Origin of the sequence: Paenibacillus sp. UNC499MF, from assembly GCF_900107975.1 — a bacterium.
In the GTDB taxonomy this organism is placed as follows: domain Bacteria; phylum Bacillota; class Bacilli; order Paenibacillales; family NBRC-103111; genus Paenibacillus_F.
In genome coordinates, this window is the sequence record NZ_FNVF01000007.1 from 158429 (window position 1) to 175023 (window position 16595).

19 protein-coding genes are annotated in these 16595 nt (G+C 54.2%); 14 read left to right on the top strand and 5 right to left on the bottom strand.

Going from position 1 to position 16595, the window contains the following annotated elements; all coding sequences use genetic code 11:
* The first annotated feature begins 31 nt into the window (after positions 1–31).
* The 6 genes from C4S74_RS16430 to C4S74_RS16455 all read left to right on the top strand — a co-directional run bounded on the left by C4S74_RS16430 (position 32) and on the right by C4S74_RS16455 (position 5006).
* A complete protein-coding gene (locus C4S74_RS16430; RefSeq protein WP_103996381.1) occupies positions 32–1084 on the top strand; it encodes a Gfo/Idh/MocA family protein in 1053 nt (350 codons plus the stop codon).
* Entirely contained in the window at positions 1071–2084 is a 1014-nt protein-coding gene (locus tag C4S74_RS16435) for a Gfo/Idh/MocA family protein (RefSeq protein WP_103996382.1), read from the top strand. The genes C4S74_RS16430 and C4S74_RS16435 overlap by 14 nt, the downstream gene beginning before the upstream one ends.
* 12 nt (positions 2085–2096) lie before the next feature.
* Positions 2097–2855 carry a Cof-type HAD-IIB family hydrolase gene (locus C4S74_RS16440; RefSeq protein ID WP_103996383.1) on the top strand — a complete coding sequence of 253 codons (759 nt, stop codon included), beginning with the start codon at positions 2097–2099 and terminating at the stop codon, positions 2853–2855.
* 361 nt (positions 2856–3216) lie between these two features.
* Positions 3217–3444 (top strand): hypothetical protein, encoded by a 228-nt coding sequence (locus tag C4S74_RS16445; protein WP_103996384.1) that lies wholly within the window; start codon positions 3217–3219, stop codon positions 3442–3444.
* Between the two features lie 29 nt (positions 3445–3473).
* A complete protein-coding gene (locus C4S74_RS16450) occupies positions 3474–3965 on the top strand; it encodes a HEAT repeat domain-containing protein (RefSeq protein ID WP_103996385.1) in 492 nt (163 codons plus the stop codon).
* A gap of 180 nt (positions 3966–4145) precedes the next feature.
* Entirely contained in the window at positions 4146–5006 is an 861-nt protein-coding gene (locus C4S74_RS16455; protein ID WP_103996386.1) for a DUF5643 domain-containing protein, read from the top strand.
* 251 nt (positions 5007–5257) lie between these two features.
* On the opposite strand, the gene C4S74_RS16460 is transcribed toward C4S74_RS16455, so the two are convergent.
* On the bottom strand, positions 5258–5662 hold the full coding sequence (locus tag C4S74_RS16460) for a hypothetical protein (RefSeq protein WP_103996387.1): 405 nt from the start codon (positions 5660–5662) through the stop codon (positions 5258–5260).
* A gap of 204 nt (positions 5663–5866) precedes the next feature.
* Between C4S74_RS16460 and C4S74_RS16465 the strand changes: the two genes are divergently transcribed.
* The 8 genes from C4S74_RS16465 (at position 5867) to thrC (ending at position 12494) form a co-directional block, all read left to right on the top strand.
* Complete coding sequence (locus tag C4S74_RS16465) at positions 5867–6640, top strand: hypothetical protein (protein ID WP_103996388.1); 774 nt, start codon at positions 5867–5869, stop codon at positions 6638–6640.
* A gap of 4 nt (positions 6641–6644) precedes the next feature.
* Positions 6645–7010 (top strand): GntR family transcriptional regulator, encoded by a 366-nt coding sequence (locus tag C4S74_RS16470; RefSeq protein ID WP_103996389.1) that lies wholly within the window; start codon positions 6645–6647, stop codon positions 7008–7010.
* A gap of 27 nt (positions 7011–7037) precedes the next feature.
* On the top strand, positions 7038–7757 hold the full coding sequence (locus C4S74_RS16475; protein WP_258042506.1) for an ABC transporter ATP-binding protein: 720 nt from the start codon (positions 7038–7040) through the stop codon (positions 7755–7757).
* A gap of 69 nt (positions 7758–7826) precedes the next feature.
* On the top strand, positions 7827–8501 hold the full coding sequence (locus tag C4S74_RS16480; protein ID WP_103996521.1) for a GntR family transcriptional regulator: 675 nt from the start codon (positions 7827–7829) through the stop codon (positions 8499–8501).
* 6 nt (positions 8502–8507) lie between these two features.
* Positions 8508–9485 carry a multidrug resistance efflux transporter family protein gene (locus C4S74_RS16485; RefSeq protein WP_103996391.1) on the top strand — a complete coding sequence of 326 codons (978 nt, stop codon included), beginning with the start codon at positions 8508–8510 and terminating at the stop codon, positions 9483–9485.
* A gap of 325 nt (positions 9486–9810) precedes the next feature.
* Positions 9811–10308 carry a GNAT family N-acetyltransferase gene (locus tag C4S74_RS16490; RefSeq protein ID WP_103996392.1) on the top strand — a complete coding sequence of 166 codons (498 nt, stop codon included), beginning with the start codon at positions 9811–9813 and terminating at the stop codon, positions 10306–10308.
* Positions 10309–10418: 110 nt separating this feature from the next.
* Positions 10419–11054 carry a histidine phosphatase family protein gene (locus C4S74_RS16495; RefSeq protein WP_103996393.1) on the top strand — a complete coding sequence of 212 codons (636 nt, stop codon included), beginning with the start codon at positions 10419–10421 and terminating at the stop codon, positions 11052–11054.
* 186 nt (positions 11055–11240) lie between these two features.
* Positions 11241–12494, top strand: coding sequence for a threonine synthase (thrC, locus tag C4S74_RS16500; protein ID WP_103996394.1), 1254 nt, complete (start codon positions 11241–11243; stop codon positions 12492–12494).
* Between the two features lie 140 nt (positions 12495–12634).
* Here thrC and C4S74_RS16505 read toward each other — a convergent pair whose 3' ends face one another.
* The 4 genes from C4S74_RS16505 to C4S74_RS16520 form a co-directional block, all read right to left on the bottom strand.
* Entirely contained in the window at positions 12635–12958 is a 324-nt protein-coding gene (locus C4S74_RS16505) for a potassium channel family protein (protein ID WP_103996395.1), read from the bottom strand.
* Between the two features lie 176 nt (positions 12959–13134).
* Positions 13135–13755 (bottom strand): GTP pyrophosphokinase family protein, encoded by a 621-nt coding sequence (locus C4S74_RS16510; RefSeq protein ID WP_181024459.1) that lies wholly within the window; start codon positions 13753–13755, stop codon positions 13135–13137.
* 246 nt (positions 13756–14001) lie between these two features.
* Positions 14002–14619 (bottom strand): nucleotidyltransferase domain-containing protein, encoded by a 618-nt coding sequence (locus C4S74_RS16515; RefSeq protein WP_103996397.1) that lies wholly within the window; start codon positions 14617–14619, stop codon positions 14002–14004.
* A gap of 225 nt (positions 14620–14844) precedes the next feature.
* Positions 14845–16587, bottom strand: a complete 1743-nt coding sequence (locus C4S74_RS16520) for an ATP-binding protein (RefSeq protein WP_103996398.1) — start codon at positions 16585–16587, stop codon at positions 14845–14847.
* Positions 16588–16595 lie beyond the last annotated feature (8 nt).

Sequence of the window (16595 nt, forward strand, 5' to 3'; positions counted from 1 at the left end):
CGTGCGGAGTTCATGGAAACAGAGTGATCCGATGCGCGTGGAATTGGGGGAGTGTCAGGTGAAAGTCGCTGTAATAGGCTGCGGAACAATGGGACGTACTCATGCGGCCGAGTGGAAAAGAATGCCCGGTATCCGGCTAGCCGGCGTGTGCGACGCGCAGGAAGGGGCAGCGCGCAGTCTGGCCGGGAGACTGGAGACGGAGGCTTACGAAGATTTCGACCGGATGATCGGGGAGGCAGATCCGGATATCGTGGATATCTGCCTGCCTACCCATCTGCATAAAGAGTTTATTTTCAGAGCGGCTCGTTCCGGCAAACATGTGATCTGCGAGAAGCCGATCGCCCTGTCGGCGGACGAGGCGGAGGAAGCGGCTGCCGAATGCAGGAAGCACGGTGTCCGCTTGTTTATCGGCCACGTCGTCCGCTTCTTTCCGAGCTATGCCGATATCCGGCGCAAGGCCGCCGAAGGGACGATCGGCACTCCGGCGGTTCTGCACGCGAAGCGCATGGGAGCGAATCCCGGCTTGGCAAAGCCCTGGTACGCGAACAGCGACAGAAGCGGAGGCGTCATCCTTGATTTGATGATCCATGATATCGATTTCGCTCAGAGCCTTTTCGGCGGAGCCGTATCGGTGTATGCGATGAACCGGAGAGAGGGGAATACCGATTACGCGCTGGCGACGCTGCGTTTCGGCAGCGGGGAGATCGCCCACCTGGAAGCGTATTGGGGCTTCCCCGGTCCGTTTACGACGGGCGTGGAACTGGCGGGAACCGGCGGTGTGCTCCGCTTCAACAGCGAGGATGCCGTGTCGCTTCGCGTGTTTAAAGCGAAGGAAGCGGCGGCCGGGTCAGGGGTGGCGGCGGCTGTTCCGGTACCGAAAAGCCCGTCGACGTACAATCCGTATTACCTGGAGCTGGCCCATTTCGCCGATTGCGTACGGACCGGGCGGGAGCCTGAGGTGACCGCCGAAGACGCATGCAGCGCCCTGCGGACCAGCCTGGCCGTGATCGAATCCGCACGCACGGGGCGGCCGGTCAAGCTGCAAGATGCACGGGAGGGGGAGAATCGGCATGTCTACCGTTAACATCGGGATGATCAGCTTTGCGCACGGGCATGCGGCGGGAATTTATCGTCTGCTCCAAAACATACCGGGCGTACAAGTGACGGCTATAGCGGACGAGAACGAAGCGAGGGTCCGGGACTACCTGGAGGAAGCCCCCGCTATCCGCTATTACGCCGACTACCGGGAGCTGCTGGCGGACGACTGCGATGCCGTGGTCATCTGCTCGGAGAATATCCGTCATGCGGAGATGACCGTTGCGGCCGCCCGCGCGGGCAAGCACGTGCTTTGCGAGAAGCCGCTGGGCCTGAATGTGGACGAAATGGAGCGGATGATTCAAGCCTGCGAAGAAAGCGGCGTCCGCTTGATGACGGCCTTCCCGTGCCGGTTTCTTCCTGCGGTCATTCAGGCCAAAACGGCGCTGGAGCGCGGTGATATCGGCGAGATCGTGGCCGTCAAAGGAACCAACCGCGGCACGATGCCGGGCGGCTGGTTCGTCGACCCGGCGCTTTCCGGCGGCGGTGCGCTGCTGGATCACTCCGTCCATGTGCTGGACCTTCTGCACTGGATGCTGGGCAGCCGCGTGACGGAGGTTTATGCGGAAACGGCTACGCTGTTTCACGATATCCCCGTGGAAGACACGGGCTTCCTGCACGTGAAGTTCGAAAGCGGCGCCTTCGCGTCGATCGATACGAGCTGGTCCCGTACCCGCTCGTTTCCTTACTGGGGAGACGTCACCCTGGAAATCGTCGGCACAGAGGGCATGCTCTCCGTCGACGCTTTCGGCCAGAAGAACGAAGTGTACAGCGACGAAGCGGACAAAGCCCGGTGGAGCTACTGGGGCGAGAACATGAACCGTTCTCTCGTCGAGGCTTTTGTCGGCTCCGTCCGGGAGGGCAAAGAAGTGCCGGTTACCGGCAGGGACGGTCTCCGTTCCGCCGCCGTAGCCGCAGCGGCCTATGAATCCGTCCGCCGGGGCGGGCCGGTCGCATTAAACGAACACGGCAGATATTCCGTGGAATAGGGGGCTTGCGGCATGTCGGCATACAAACTGGTCGCGCTCGACCTGGACGGCACCACGCTGACCGATGACAAGCGCATATCCGAGGCGAACCGGACGTGGATCCGGCGAGCGGCGGAGGCGGGCGTCACCGTGATTTTCTCGACGGGACGGGGTATCCAGACCGCTAAATCATATTGGGACGACCTCCGGCTGGATGTGCCCATGGTGCTGCTCAACGGGGCCGAGATCTGGAAAGGGCCGGGCCGGTTGTGGGAGCGCCACTATTTGTCCCGGCAGCAAATCCGCGAGCTGCATAAGCTGGCGGCCGGGGCGGACGCCTGGTACTGGGGCTACAGCGTGGAGAGCTTGACGAACCGGGAAGAGTGGACGGAAGAAATGTTCGGTCGCGACTGGATGAAATTCGGCATGGGCCATCATGACCTCCGGGTCATTGCGGGGCTCCGTGAGCAGGTACGGCAGATGGGCATGCTTGAAGTGACCCGTTCTGCCGATACGAACATGGAGATCTCCGCCCTCGGAGTGACGAAAGAGTCCGGCGTCCGCAAAGTATGCGGGCTCCTCGGGATCGGCATGCACGAGGTTATGGCCATCGGCGATCATCATAACGACCGGATGCTCATTCAGGCCGCCGGCCTGGGCATCGCGATGGGCAACGCCGACGCGGAGCTGAAAGAGGTGGCGGATACCGTTACCGGCACGAACGGCGAGGACGGCGTGGCTCAGGCTATTCAGCGGTATATTTTCGGGCTGGATGGGGCTTTGGCGGATTGATTTTGGGAATGAAGCTGGTTATCCGGATGGGTAACCGGCTTTTTTCATTTTGGTGAAGGGACGTCTGAGAATCTTGGAAATGCTGGGACTTGCCATGAGTTCTGGCAGGATTAGGCGGGAGGCTTCTAGAAGGAGTAAGCGCTGGAGCAATTGAATTAAGGGCGTTCATGATAAAGGTGATGAAAGAAGATAGAACGAATGAACTGTAACCCAATCGGGATCACTTAGTGCCTGATACTGAACAACTTGAAAGCTTAGTAAGAAAGAGAAGTCAGTAGGATGGACAAAGCAGTTATTCGGAAGTATGCGATGATCGAGAGAATAAGAGTGAGAGAGCCCGGAAAAGAAGAGGAGAATAACCGTGAAAACAGTTTTTTTGCTGCAGCATAGTTATGAAGTAAACGAAATTGAGTATACCAAAGTAATTGGAATCTATTCTACAAGAGATAAAGCGCAGGACGTAATAAATACATATAAAGAATTGCCTGGTTTTAAAGAATACCCCGAAGATTTTTATATAGATGAATATCATATGGATAAAAATGAGTGGGAAGAAGGGTTTTTGGGTTCTGCAGGACTCGAAGGTTGATAAGTTAAACAGAAGAGGAGATATAGTGAGTGGAAATAATTCAATCCTTACAAGAAGAACTCTGTAAAAATAACATAGAGGAGGCAGAGTTGATTGTTGAAAAAATAGGCGACCTCAAAATGCTTGAAGCCGTACCTATGTTAATAACCAACTTACTCGATACCGATAGTAATCAGTTAAGAAACACGATTGCGATAACGCTATCTGATATTGGGTGTAATGATGCCGTCGCACCTATAGTTAGCTTACTTAAAAGTCCCAAAACGATAAATTCCAGGGGAACTTTGCTTTATGCGTTAGAAAGCTTTGATTGCTCCCGACACGGAGAATTATTCACGGATTTGTTAATCGAAGGAAATTATGAGGTCACAATGCAAGCATTATCTCTTCTAAAAATAAATGTTCGAAATATGTCGGAAGAAATGAAACGCAGTTGCAGAAACAAATTACAGGCAAGCCTAAAAAAACCGAATGAATACTACGAGGAAATGAATGAGGCACTCGAAATTTTCGATAATTGACTAAGATATACCTTAATTCTTTAAATCGTATTTTTTAATCTCTCGTGTCTATTTCATTCCCCAGACTTTGAACCACCTCCTCCCTTTTCACGCCTATAGATATGTAGGACGCAGCACGGCAGCGCAAACCCGGAAGCAGTGCAATTATCCCGTCCTGCTACAGAAAAGGAGGAAGAAATCATGAAAAAAACAACACTTGCCGTATTAAGCGCCGCAATCGTATTGGGAGGAACTCTGACATCAGCAGGGCCATATGCGTCCGCTCACCAAGCTAAAACACAGCCGGCGGTAACAGCCGCAGCTAATGACACAAACGCGGCATCCGCGTTCCAATTGACTCCTGCCTTGAAGAAACATTGGGGTGGAGTCGAGTTCACACTGGAATACCTCAACGCTTCCGAAACCGGCACAGAGTTTATGATTTCCAGCAAATTACCGGCTAACCCGGCGGATCTGGACCCGGAAATCGACCGTAAAATCACGGACATGGATTACCTGGTGGTAGACAGCAGCGGCTGGGTTTACGAGAGACAGAGCGGGAGCGGCGGGATGTTCTCATTCCCGGACGGTACTTTCGGCATGAGGCATGAGGAAGCTGTGGAAGCGTTGAAAGATCAGCCGCAGGAGCTGACGATCAAGCCATACATCGGCGGGTATTATGACGATGCAACGACGATGTTTGCGGACAAAGCGGATGTAAAAACGCCTCTGAAGGGAATATATCCGCTTCAAGTGGATCAGGGGAAAATCGGTAAAATATCCGTCACGGGCGTAGACTTCAGCGAGGACAAAACCGTTGTGCGGGTAGCGGCCGCGGGTGAAACGGCACCGATGCAAACGACAGGCATCTGGCTGGTCGAGAACGGTAAGAGACTGGACGAGTCCGGCAAGAAGCTGAAAAGCGTCGAGGACGGCGTCTACGAGTACGAGCTGGAATTCCCTGCGGTCAGCAAAAACGCTTCGCTGGAGCTGCTGACCAAACGGATGACGCCGGTCACTTTCCTGGACAACCTGGAAATGACCGTACAGCTTCCGCGCTAAGCGTAGGTAGATGGCGGCCCGATAGGGTTGACCACCGTCATGTGACGCCGAACACCGAGCACCGCGTGCCGGGAGCTTCGTGCGGTCCCGATTGAACCGTCGTCGGCATCTGAATTTTTTTCGCTAACGAAGTTGAAATTCATCCCGTGGGGGAAGCCGTCCCTTTGATTCAGGACGTATATGGTTTACGCGGTTAAAATTCATACCTGGCGAAAAACCAGCTCTACAAGCAGCCCGTTGCGGCTGCTTTTTTATTTTTTTTCACGCGGAAAACGGGTTGCCAGAACTATATCCACAGCAAAAAACAAAACGGCCGCCGCCAGACTGGCAGGGAAAAGAATCAGCCCGAACACTCCGTGCATGATTCCCGAAATGATAAGCCGCAGCTTGCTGTAAGGCAGGACGCAAAAGCCGATAAAGTCGCTCAGCAGAGACGTAAGGATGCCGTATACATAAATAACGGGAGCGGAGTAGACCAGGTAGATAAAACCGACCGACATAATCTGGGTAAAAGCCCCTGGAGCGGTTCCCGCGGACGCGCTATAAAAGAAAGGTTCATGCCGTGTGTACCAGGCGGAAAAGAACGCGAATAACAGTGAAGAAACGGTCGCGCTCAGCAGTTTTCTTTTCACAAGTCTCGTCAGGTGGAGTGTCATTCCGGATAGTCTCCTTTCTGATTTAAAAGGTCCATTCCCTACGATTTAGGGTAGCGGATGGAGGTTCCCGGTGTAAGTTCTAACTTTTATAGGTCCTCAATCAAGAAGCCGGCAAAGAAAAAATCCGGGTTGACACTCCCTTTGTACCAGTGTACTATTTAATTAATACAGTAACACAAAGAACTGACCGAGGAGGAATACACTTTGAACGCATGGTGGAATTTATTTAAGAAAGAAATCGGCTTACGGACAGCCGTGACCGGCTCTCAAAAGACCTGGGCAGCTTTTTCCGTCGGTATGATCGCTTTGATGACGTTTATGGCTTACCGATATCAGTCGGGAGTTGTCACCCCCGTGTGGCTGGGCATCATTTATCTGCATGTTTTTCTTCCAACCGTTTATCTGCTGATCAGTTTCAGTAAAGAACGGGAGCGGGCACCGCTCTGGTTCCAGCTGCCGCAACCGGGATGGAAGCTGATCGGAGCGAAATATGCGGCTGCTCTGACGGAAATGATCGGCGGCCTGCTCGTCTCGATTACGATGTTCCTGTGGATGTACAAGGTGGAGAAAACGACGCTCATCGAACGTTCGGGAGAAGATCCGTTTTATTTAGCGGGACACGTCAGTTATTTCAGGGGTCTGCTTCACGGCTCGGGGCTCAAAGAAGCTTTTCTCTTTTTCTTCATCGCATTTTCCCTCGCCGCTTTGGCGGTTCTGGTGTACTTCATGGCGTTGGCACTAAGCAACCGGGTCGGACGGCTGCGCTGGCTGGCGGCGATTATTCTGATCGGGGCGGCCATTTTCGTGGAATTTACGTTTGAAATGAGTCCGGTGTATCAATTTTTGTTCAAATGGGGCTACGCCTTTGATTTGGACGGCGATCCTTTTTATTCGGGAGAAATGATTTGGTCGCTGGCAACTCTGGCTGTCGTCGTGTATATACCGGCCTGGCTTTTGGATCGCAAAGTGGAGGTGTAAGTTCATGCCTGAACAGTTTTCGGGCTCGCAGCCGATTTACCTGCAGCTTGTCCAGCGGGTATGCCGGCAAATTATCCGCAAGGAATTTCCGCCGGGAGGCAAGCTGCCCTCGGTCCGGGAACTTGCCGTACAGTTCGGGGTTAATCCCAATACGGTCCAGAGAGTGAATATGGAGCTGGAGCGTATGGGCATAGTCGAAAGCCGGAGGGGACAGGGGATGTTTGTTACGGAAGACGAGTCGTTGTTAACGCGGCTCCGGGATGAGCTGAAAGAAGGAGAATTAAAAAGATTCGCGGAGGAAATGCATGATTTGGGCTATTCCAACGAGCAGATTATAGAGAATGTACAGAAATTTCTCAAACTGAATTAAGGGTCTTTCAGAGGAGAGGAAATGAAAATGGCAGAAACCGGGAACGGTACGGAGCCTATCGTTGTGTTCGATGGGGTAAGCAAGAGCTTTATCGGCAAAAGGGTGCTGAAGGACGTCAGCTTCCGTATACCAAAGGGACAGATTATCGGCATCATCGGCACGAACGGAAGCGGGAAATCGACCGTTTTGAAGCTGATGGCAGGTCTGCTGCAGCCTTCCAAAGGAAGGGTGGAGCTTGAAGGAAAGCGGGTATCGCGGATCAGTTCGCGGCGGATCGCGTTCCTGCCGGAGCAGGACGTATTTTACCCGGCTCACACCGTCGAGCGTACGCTGCGTTTTTACACGGCGATGTACCAGGACTTTGATATTGCGAAGGCGCTGGAGCTGGCCGGCTCTTTCGGGCTCGATTTGAAGACAAAAGTCAGCCGGTTGTCCAAAGGCAACCGCGCGCGCCTGAAAATCGTGCTCGTGCTCGCCAGACAGGTTCCGCTAATCGTGATGGACGAACCGCTGTCCGGCTTGGACCCGCTGGTGAGGGAATCGATCATCCGGACCGTGATTTCTTTCGTGGACATGGAGGAACAGACGCTTGTCCTGTCCACTCACGAAGTCGACGAGATCGAGCCTTTGCTGGACCGCGTTATTCTGATCCGGGACGGTGAGGTCGCCGGGGACGAGGCGGTTGAACAGATTCAAAGCGAATACGGGATCGGACTTGTGAACTGGATGAGGCAGGCGGGCGGATAACGCCCGGCTGCTTTTTCTGTGTCCGGAAAGGAGATTGACAATCAATCTATAAACCAATATATTGGTTTTATGAAAACGAAACCAACCATTCAACGAATCAAACGCCAATCGTTCCGAGACGAGATTTACGAGGCGCTGCGGCAGGCGATCGTTTCGCTGGAGCTTGAGCCGGGCGCCAAGCTCAGCGACCAGGAGCTGGCCGAGCAGTTCGGCGTAAGCCGGACGCCTGTCCGGGAGGCGCTCAAGCGCCTGGAGGACGAGGGGCTTGTCGAAGCGGTTCCCGGCTCCGCGACACGCGTCACGCCGCTGAAGCCCGAGGAAGGCAGGCACGCCTTCACCGTAGTGGCGGCGCTCCATGCCTTGGCCGCCCGTCTGGCCGTGCCCTGTCTGGGCCCGGAAGACTACGAAGCGCTGGAACAGTCCAACCGTGCGCTGGAGGAGGCTCTCGGCCGGAACGACATTCCGGCGGCCATCGAGGCGGACGGCGCTTTCCACGCGGTGTTTCTGCGGGTGGCAGGTAACCCGGAAATTATGTCCGCGCTGAAAGGCATCCTGCCTAAAGTGCAGCGGCTGGAAATTTCCCGGTTCGCTTCCGTTCACGGGCTTCAATCCGTCGAGCAGCACCGCGAAATCACCGAAGCCTGCCGGAAGGGCGATGCGGCGGCCGTCTCCCGTCTGGTCGAAGAGAACTGGCTCACCTTAGGGGAGCGGCTCGCCGGGAGCAATCAAGCAGAGAAAGGCTGAACATCTATGAAACCGATACTGCTGGGCATTTTATCCGCCTTTTTCTTTGCCATTACGTTCGTGCTTAACCGCAAAATGGAGCTGGGAGGAGGGAGCTGGCTCTGGAGCGGGTCCCTGCGCTACCTGTTCATGGTCCCGTTCCTGCTCCTGATCGTAGCGGGGCGCCGCAACCTGCAGCCTCTCTTCAGGATCATGCGGCTGCATCCGTGGAAATGGCTCCTGTGGAGCACGGTCGGCTTCGGGCTGTTCTACGCGCCCATGTGCTTCGCCGCGGCCTATTCCCCCGGCTGGCTGACCGCCGGAACGTGGCAGCTCACCATCATTTCGGGCTCGCTGCTCGCCCCGCTCTTCTGGGAGACGGCCGCGACTCCGACCGGGCCCGTGAAAGTCCGCAGCCGGATTCCGCTGCGCGGACTCGCGATGTCGCTCGTCATTCTGGCCGGCATCTTCCTGCTCCAGCTTGAGCAGGCCGGATCGCTGACGGCGAAGGACCTGCTGCTCGGCGTCCTGCCGATCGTGGTCGCATCCTTCGCCTATCCGCTCGGCAACCGCAAGATGATGGAGCTGTGCGGCGGCGAATTGGACGTGTTCCAGCGCGTGCTCGGCATGACGCTGGCCAGCCTGCCGTTCTGGCTGCTCCTCGCGGGCTGGGCTTACGCAAGCGCGGGGCTGCCGAGCACGGAGCAGACCTTCCAGTCGCTCATCGTCGCGCTGTCCTCCGGCGTCATCGCCACGATTCTCTTCTTCCGGGCCACGGACATGGTGCGGGAAGACGTGTCCAAGCTGGCCGCCGTGGAAGCGACGCAGTCGGGCGAAGTGCTTTTTGCCCTGGCGGGCGAGGTGCTGCTGCTGTCCGCCGATCTTCCTTCGGCGTTGTCCTGGCTTGGCATCGGGATTATTGTGGCCGGTATGGTGCTTCACAGCCATGTGTCTCATCAGCGGCCCGCAGCCCGCTCCCAGGCAGAGCTTTCGATGGAAAAGTAACCGCGAATTTCCGGTTATCCCCAGAAACCGCACTCCCAAAAAGAGATTTTTCTCTGCACGGGAGGCGGTTTTTTTCGGTTCAGCAGAAGTTATCAACAAAGTTATCCCCATAATCTACATATTTAAAAGCCTATCTGTGCATAGAATGAACTTTCATTATTAACATATCCACAATGGAGTTTGTCCACAGGAATATCCCCATTGTATACTTAGAACCGGGAAAAGGAGATGGGCAGGCAAAATCGAATGTATGTAGATACACTTAAACGGGATACATGTAAAAACTTGCAGGAAACCCGGCGGAGAAAGAAAAGGAGTGCGCATGATGGAGAGTCTTACTTTAAAACACGTGGACGCCAAACATCCACATCTATGGCTGCTGATTGATAAACTGGACGAGGAGCTGCTTCAGCGCTATCCCGCCGAGGATATTTTCGGCCTTGACCGGGAAGATCCCCGTTTGGATCAGTCTGTTTTTGTGGTCGCTTATGACGGAGACCGGCCGGTCGGCTGCGGGGGAATACGACCGCTTGATGCGGAGAGCACGGAGCTTAAGCGTTTTTTTGTGGAACGGGATTATCGCAAAAGAGGAGCCGCGGGGCGCATGCTCGCGTTTCTGGAAGAACGGGCAAGGGAGCGGAATTTCGCTTCGGTCAAACTGGAAACGGGCCCGGAACAGCCGGAATCCCTCCATTTCTATAAGAAGCACGGCTATGCGGAAATCGACAGGTACGGCGAATATATCGGCAGTGAAGCGAGTATCTGTTTCGAGAAACGTCTGGCGGACGGACCTGCCCAATCTGCCCAAGCTCCGGCGGGGTAGAAGCTGAAGCAATTGGGGCTGGTTCGGCAAAGCTTCCGATTAAAGACGGCAAGCTAGAGATAAAGGCGGCAGATTACAAAGGATGAAAACAATAACGGGAGGGACACAAAATGGCAGTAACGACATTATATTTGACCCGTCACGGGCAGACCGAATGGAACGTGCTCCGAAAAATGCAGGGGCATCAGGATTCTCCGCTGACCTCTCTCGGCGAAACCCAAGCGGTCTGGCTGGGCGAAGCGCTGGCGGAGGTGCCGCTGGACCGCATCTATTCCAGTTCAAGCCCAAGGGCTGTCCGGACAGCCGAGATTATACGGGGAGCGCGTAAGCTGGACATTGCGCAGCGGGACAGCCTCAGAGAGATGAACCTCGGGGAGTGGGAAGGGCAGAGTTTATCGGATATCGAGCAGCGCGAGCCCGAGCGTCATCATGCTTTCTGGAAAGCGCCTCATGAATTTCGCGCGGGTGAAGGCGAATCGTATGAGGACGTAAGGGAGAGAGCGGTCGGAGAGATTTTGAGAATCACGAAAGAGAATCCCGGCAAAAGCATTTTGATCGTGACTCATACGGTTGCCCTCAAGCTGATCATGGCGCATTTCGAAGGCCGCGATCTTCGCGATTTGTGGGAGCTTCCTTATATCCATCCGACCTGCCTATGCAAGGTGGAGCTGGAGGACGGTGTTCCGCGGATCGTTCTGCACGCCGATATCTCTCATTACAAAAATGAAATCGGAGGCGCGTTCTGAGCGGAAATGATTGATTTTTTTCATAGAGTATGCAAAAATACCACAAAAGATCGCATTGGTTAATCATTCCGGTCTAGATCTGACGTAGAACTAAAAGCTGACCCGTCCTGGTATGTCCGCCACTCTTATGAGGCGATAAATCTAATCTTGTGAGGAGGAAGATAGGCGCTAGTCTATCGAACCGCGATGAAATTTGTCTGCGTTGAGTGCAACAAGGTGTTTGCCGAATTCCGTTATACCTGTACGTGCAATGGAATGCTTGATATCTCTCAGGACTTTACCGGTCTGGACGCCGAGGAGCTGAAGCAGCGTTTCCACAATCGGCTTTCCGACAGACTTTCCCCTTATGCAAGCGGAGTATGGCGCTATAAAGAACTGATTTTCCCGGAAGTGGAAGATTCGGCGATCGTGACCAAATACGAAGGAAACACGGGGCTGTACCGGAGCGATGCGGTTGCCTCTTACGCGGGGACAAGAAGCGTCTGGCTTAAAGCTCAGAGCGAGAATCCGAGCGGTTCCTTCAAGGACAACGGTATGACCGTTGCGGTTACGCATGGCCGTTCCCTGGGCTACGACCGGTTTACCTGCACCTCCACAGGCAACACGTCGTCTTCTCTTGCGATGTATGCCTCTCTGGCGGGCCGCAAATCTTACGTGTTCGTGCCGAACAAAAACATTTCCCTGAACAAAGTGCTGCAAACGTTAGCTTACGGCGCTAATATTTTCTCTATTGAAGGAACCTATGACCACGGCATCAAGTTTCTGGAGGAAAGCAGCGAGAAGCTTGGTTTATATATTTGCAACTCGATCAACCCGTTCCGCATCGAAGGCCAGAAGAGCATCGTGTACGAGCTGGCGCAGGTGATGAGCTGGAAGCTGCCGGACTGGATCTTCGTGCCCGGCGGCGCGCTGAGCAATGTTTCCGCTCTCGGCAAAGGGCTCTCCGATCTTTATGCGCTCGGTCTGATCGATAAGCTGCCGCGCGTGGCGCTCGTGCAGGCGGAGGGCGCGAGTCCTTTCTACAAGATGGTCGCGGAGGGCAAAACGGCGCTGGAAGCGGAGCCGAATCCGTACACGAGAGCCTCGGCCCTCAACATCGGCGATCCGCCAAGCTGGCGCAAAGCGCAGCGCACCCTCCAGGAGACGAACGGCGTTGCCGTATCCGTCACGGACGAGGAGATTCTAAACGCGAAAGCCGTTATCGACGCGTCCGGTATCGGCTGCGAGCCTGCTTCCGCGGCGACGGTAGCGGGTCTGCGCAAGCTGGTTTCCCAGCAGATTGTGGACAAGGACGAGACCGTGGCCTGCATTCTGACGGGTAACATGCTGAAAGATACCGATGCGCTCCGCGAGTACCACCTGGAGGATAACAAACCGTTCTCCAACAAAATCATTCCGTCCAGTCTGACCTATGAAGATATTTTTGCCATGATTAAATAAATGAAGTGCCAAGCCCCGTTTTCCCGCAAGGGAGGACGGGGTTTTTCTTTATTACGGGCGGGCCGTATAGCAAAAAGCCGCCTTCTCGCGAAAGCGGCTTTTACCTACGGTATTTTTCACCGCACGGGTAGGAACGGGTTTTATTTTTTGCTCGTCATAATACCGTAGGCGACCCGCAGAATCAGCCCCAGGAATAGACCGGTACCGGCAATGATGTAAATGATCGTGAAGATTTTACCCAGCTCGGTATGGGGAACGAACTCCGGATGTCCGACCGTGCTCAGCGTCGCCACGCAGAAATAAAGGGCATCCAGGACGGAGAGCCCCTCCACCTGCGTGTAGAAAATCGTGCCGGACATAAGAATCAACAGAATCAGCACGAACAGAACTTGAAAATCTTTTTCTTTAAAAGCGTGCCATAAACCGCTGACGAGTCTTTTAAGGGTGAGTATAAACGATACCATGGTTTCACTCCTGCTTCAGATGAAAGTGCGGGCTGTCGATACCGGCAAAGTGTCCGTTGTCCGTGTTCCTTATTCCGTGATCCGAGCTCGTTCAGAAAGCGGTGGCGGCCGCCGTACACAGGTCCGAATCTCACTAAAGCACCGCTTGGCCCGGAAACCTCGGAACGGGTCGGCGGTCAGGCTTCCGGTTTAACGAGCGCCTTCTGACTCTGCACCTCGTTGTTCAGCGCAAGCATCCGGGCATCCAGCGAGGCGATCAGATCGGCAGTGTCCTTAAGCTCTTGACGAATTTCGGCCGGCACGCCTTCGTTGTATTTGTAGTAGATTTTGTGCTCCAGGCTTGCCCAGAAATCCATGGCCACCGTGCGGATCTGGATCTCCACGGGCACATGCTCGATCCGGTTGGTGAGAAAGACGGGAATCTCAATAATAAGATGAAGGCTTTGATAGCCGTTGGGCTTCGGATGCTTGATATAGTCTTTCGTCTGGACAACCCGCACATCGTTCTGGCCGCAGATCATGTCATGAATCCGGTAGATGTCGGTCGAGAACGAGCAGATGATGCGGATGCCGGCAATGTCACGGATATAGGCGCGGGTGTTGTCCATCGTGATTTCGAGATTTTTGCGTTTGAGCTTGGCGGCGATACTCTCGGCCGCTTTGATTCTCGTTTTCATATGCTCGATAGGGTTGTAATCGTGAATGAACTGGAACTCTTCGTTCAGGATTTGCAGCTTGGTGCCGACCTCATCCAGAGCAAATTTGTAGGTGAGCAGAAAATGCGCCCAGCTTTTCATGTTTTTTATATCCACAATCAAAATAAATCCTCCTAACCGGCCGGAAAGTCTGCCGGGTTTTCGAAAGGTACGGTTGGTATAAATTTTACAGGCTGCGGACCGGGAACACAAATTCCTCCGTATTTCGGCTTAAACGCAGCCGTTCCGAATACTTATCCTTGCCCTGAAAAGCGGAGACATATCCCTGCTTTACGCCGGATATCCGAAACAAGGACGTTCTGCCGAACGCCCTTGTCAGGTTTCAGGTCAGCTCTCGACGATATGCCCGATAAGTTTCGAGATATCCTGTTGCCCGGCGAGCGGGGAGAGAGCTTTTTTGAAAAGCAGATAAGTGCCGGGTTCATGCTGTTCCAGCCATCTCAGAGACTTTTTGGGTCCCCAATACCAGCGGCCTTTGAGCTTAAAGTAAATTTCCAGGCTGTCCGTGAGCATCCAGTGATACCTGAAATCGCCCTCGGTGTCGCCTTTTCCAGCCCGTTTCAGCATTTTTTGAAGCCAAGCCTTCTGAAAATCGGCCTCTTCCGGACTTAATTTTTCCGGTCCTTCCGCGAATATGGTTTGAATCTTCTCCAGAAAAGGAGCAGCCAGCCCGCGGCTGTCGGTCACAATTACACCATCATGAATATGCAGAAAACGGACAGGATCGTCCATGGACGATGTGGGATGAATCCAGGCATCGAGCAGCAGGCCGTCTAGCCGGGAGGTGTCGTTTCTCATGAAGTTAAAATCCGAGAAGATCATGAGATCCAGATCGCTTTCGTCTGTATAATCCCCGTTCGCATAGGAGCCATAGAGGATAACCGAATGGCCTTCGTACTTGTCCGACAAATAGTCCGCCGCTTTTTGTATGTGTTCGTTTTTCAATGATATCCCCCGCTATCTATAATATTGCGTTATTCCGCTATCTGTTAATGAAGCGGGGAGATAATCAAATGGGTGATATTCCGTATCTCATGGGCAATCCTCCTTCGGCAAAATGAAAATGGCGTTCAAACTTTGGGAAGTTTAAACGCCATTCAGGGTAGGTTCATTTGTTTTCGACATTTCATATCGTTCTCCGCCAGCCTTTAGACAGCTATTTTAGGAAATTTAGAGAAGTGCTTTGAGTTCCCGGCAAGCTTTATCGTACGCCTGCCACAGCTCTTTAAAGATGGTGCCCGATAGATGAACGTTTCCGTTCTTGGCCTGAGTTTCGATTTTCTCGATGAGTTTCGAAAATTGATCGATTCCAAGGCTAAGACTTGTCGATTTAAGGTCGTGCGAAATATATTGGACGGCGGTCAGATCGCCCGCCCGCATTTTTTCTTCAAGCTGATTCAATTTGGAAGGCGTCTGTTCCTGGTACATGCCGAGCAGCATAGCCAGCACGCCGGGAGAGCCGGGCTCATCCAGCCCGTTAAGCTCCCGGATTACCTCCGGGATAAGCACATGCTCGCTCAGGGGCTCGGGCGGACCGGCGGGAAGCCATCTGCGGATGACGGACTGGAGCTTCGAGAGCTGGATCGGCTTCGTCAGGAAGTCGTCCATCCCGGCCTCCAGGCAGCGTAACCGGTCGCTCTGCATGGCGCTTGCCGTCAGGGCGACGATGGCGCTCCGCGGATGCCGGCGGGCATTCTCCCATTCGCGGATGAGCTGAGTCGCCTGGAGTCCGTCCATGACCGGCATCTGCGAATCCATCAGCACGAGCGCGTAATCTTTGCGGGAGCGCGCTTCCAGAGCTTCTTCGCCATTGCTCGCCGTGTCGATGTGCATAAAGCCCAGCTTCTGAAGCTGGAGGAGGGCGACCTGCCGGTTGATGGCGTTGTCTTCGACGAGCAGGAGCGGCTGACTCCGCTCTTCGTCCGTGAAGGCGGGGCCTATGCCGTTTCCGGACGTCTGCAGAGCGGCCGCCGCTTCCTGCCGGTATTCCGCTTCGGACGGAATCGCGAGCTGCAGCTCGAACCAGAAGGAGGAGCCGATGCCCACCTTGCTCGTCACATCGATGCGTCCTTCCATCCATTCGACAAGCCGCTTGCAGATCGACAGTCCGAGGCCCGTGCTCTTCTGGGCGTCCTCACGCTGGGTATGAGCCTGGTAAAACGGTTCAAACACGCGATTAACGTGTTCTTCCGGGATACCGACACCCGTATCCGTTACTTCAAAGCGCAAAGTCTGAGAGCCGGCCGAGCTTTGCAGCAGGCGGATCCGGATGTGAACCTCGCCGCCGTCGGTGAATTTTATGGCATTTCCCGCTAAATTAATCAGAATTTGTCGGATTCTTCCTGCATCTCCGGTCAGAAATTGGCCTACGGATTCATCGACGGTCCCCCTCAGCTTATTTCGCTTACGGGAAGCGTTCGGTTCCAGAAGTCTCAGAGCGTGATTCAGGAGTTTCCGGACCTCAAAGGTTTCCGGTTCCGGCTGCATATGGCCGGCCTCGATTTTGGAAAGATCAAGTATATCGTTAATGATCGTCAGAAGAAGCGATGCGGATTCTTCAATAATGGCTATGGATTGTTTCTGCTCTTCGGTCTGCAGAGTGTCGGCGAGGAGCTCGGCCATACCGAGAATGCCGTTCATGGGTGTGCGGATTTCATGGCTCATGGTGGCGAGAAACATGCTTTTCGCCTCGTTGGCTCTTTCGGCCTCCGCTTTGGACTGGACCAGCTCTACATTTGTTTTGGAAAGCTGTCTCTGCAGCGTAACCAGTTCGTTGTTCAGGGAGCTGAATTGGGTAAGGGCTTGTTCTTCGCGCTGTCTTGCCTGAATGACCTGCTGGGAAAGCTTCTCGATCGTTTGGCGATAATGGGCGATTTCCAGGCGTTCATCCTCTGTTTTCATATTGGGATCCACGTAGAATC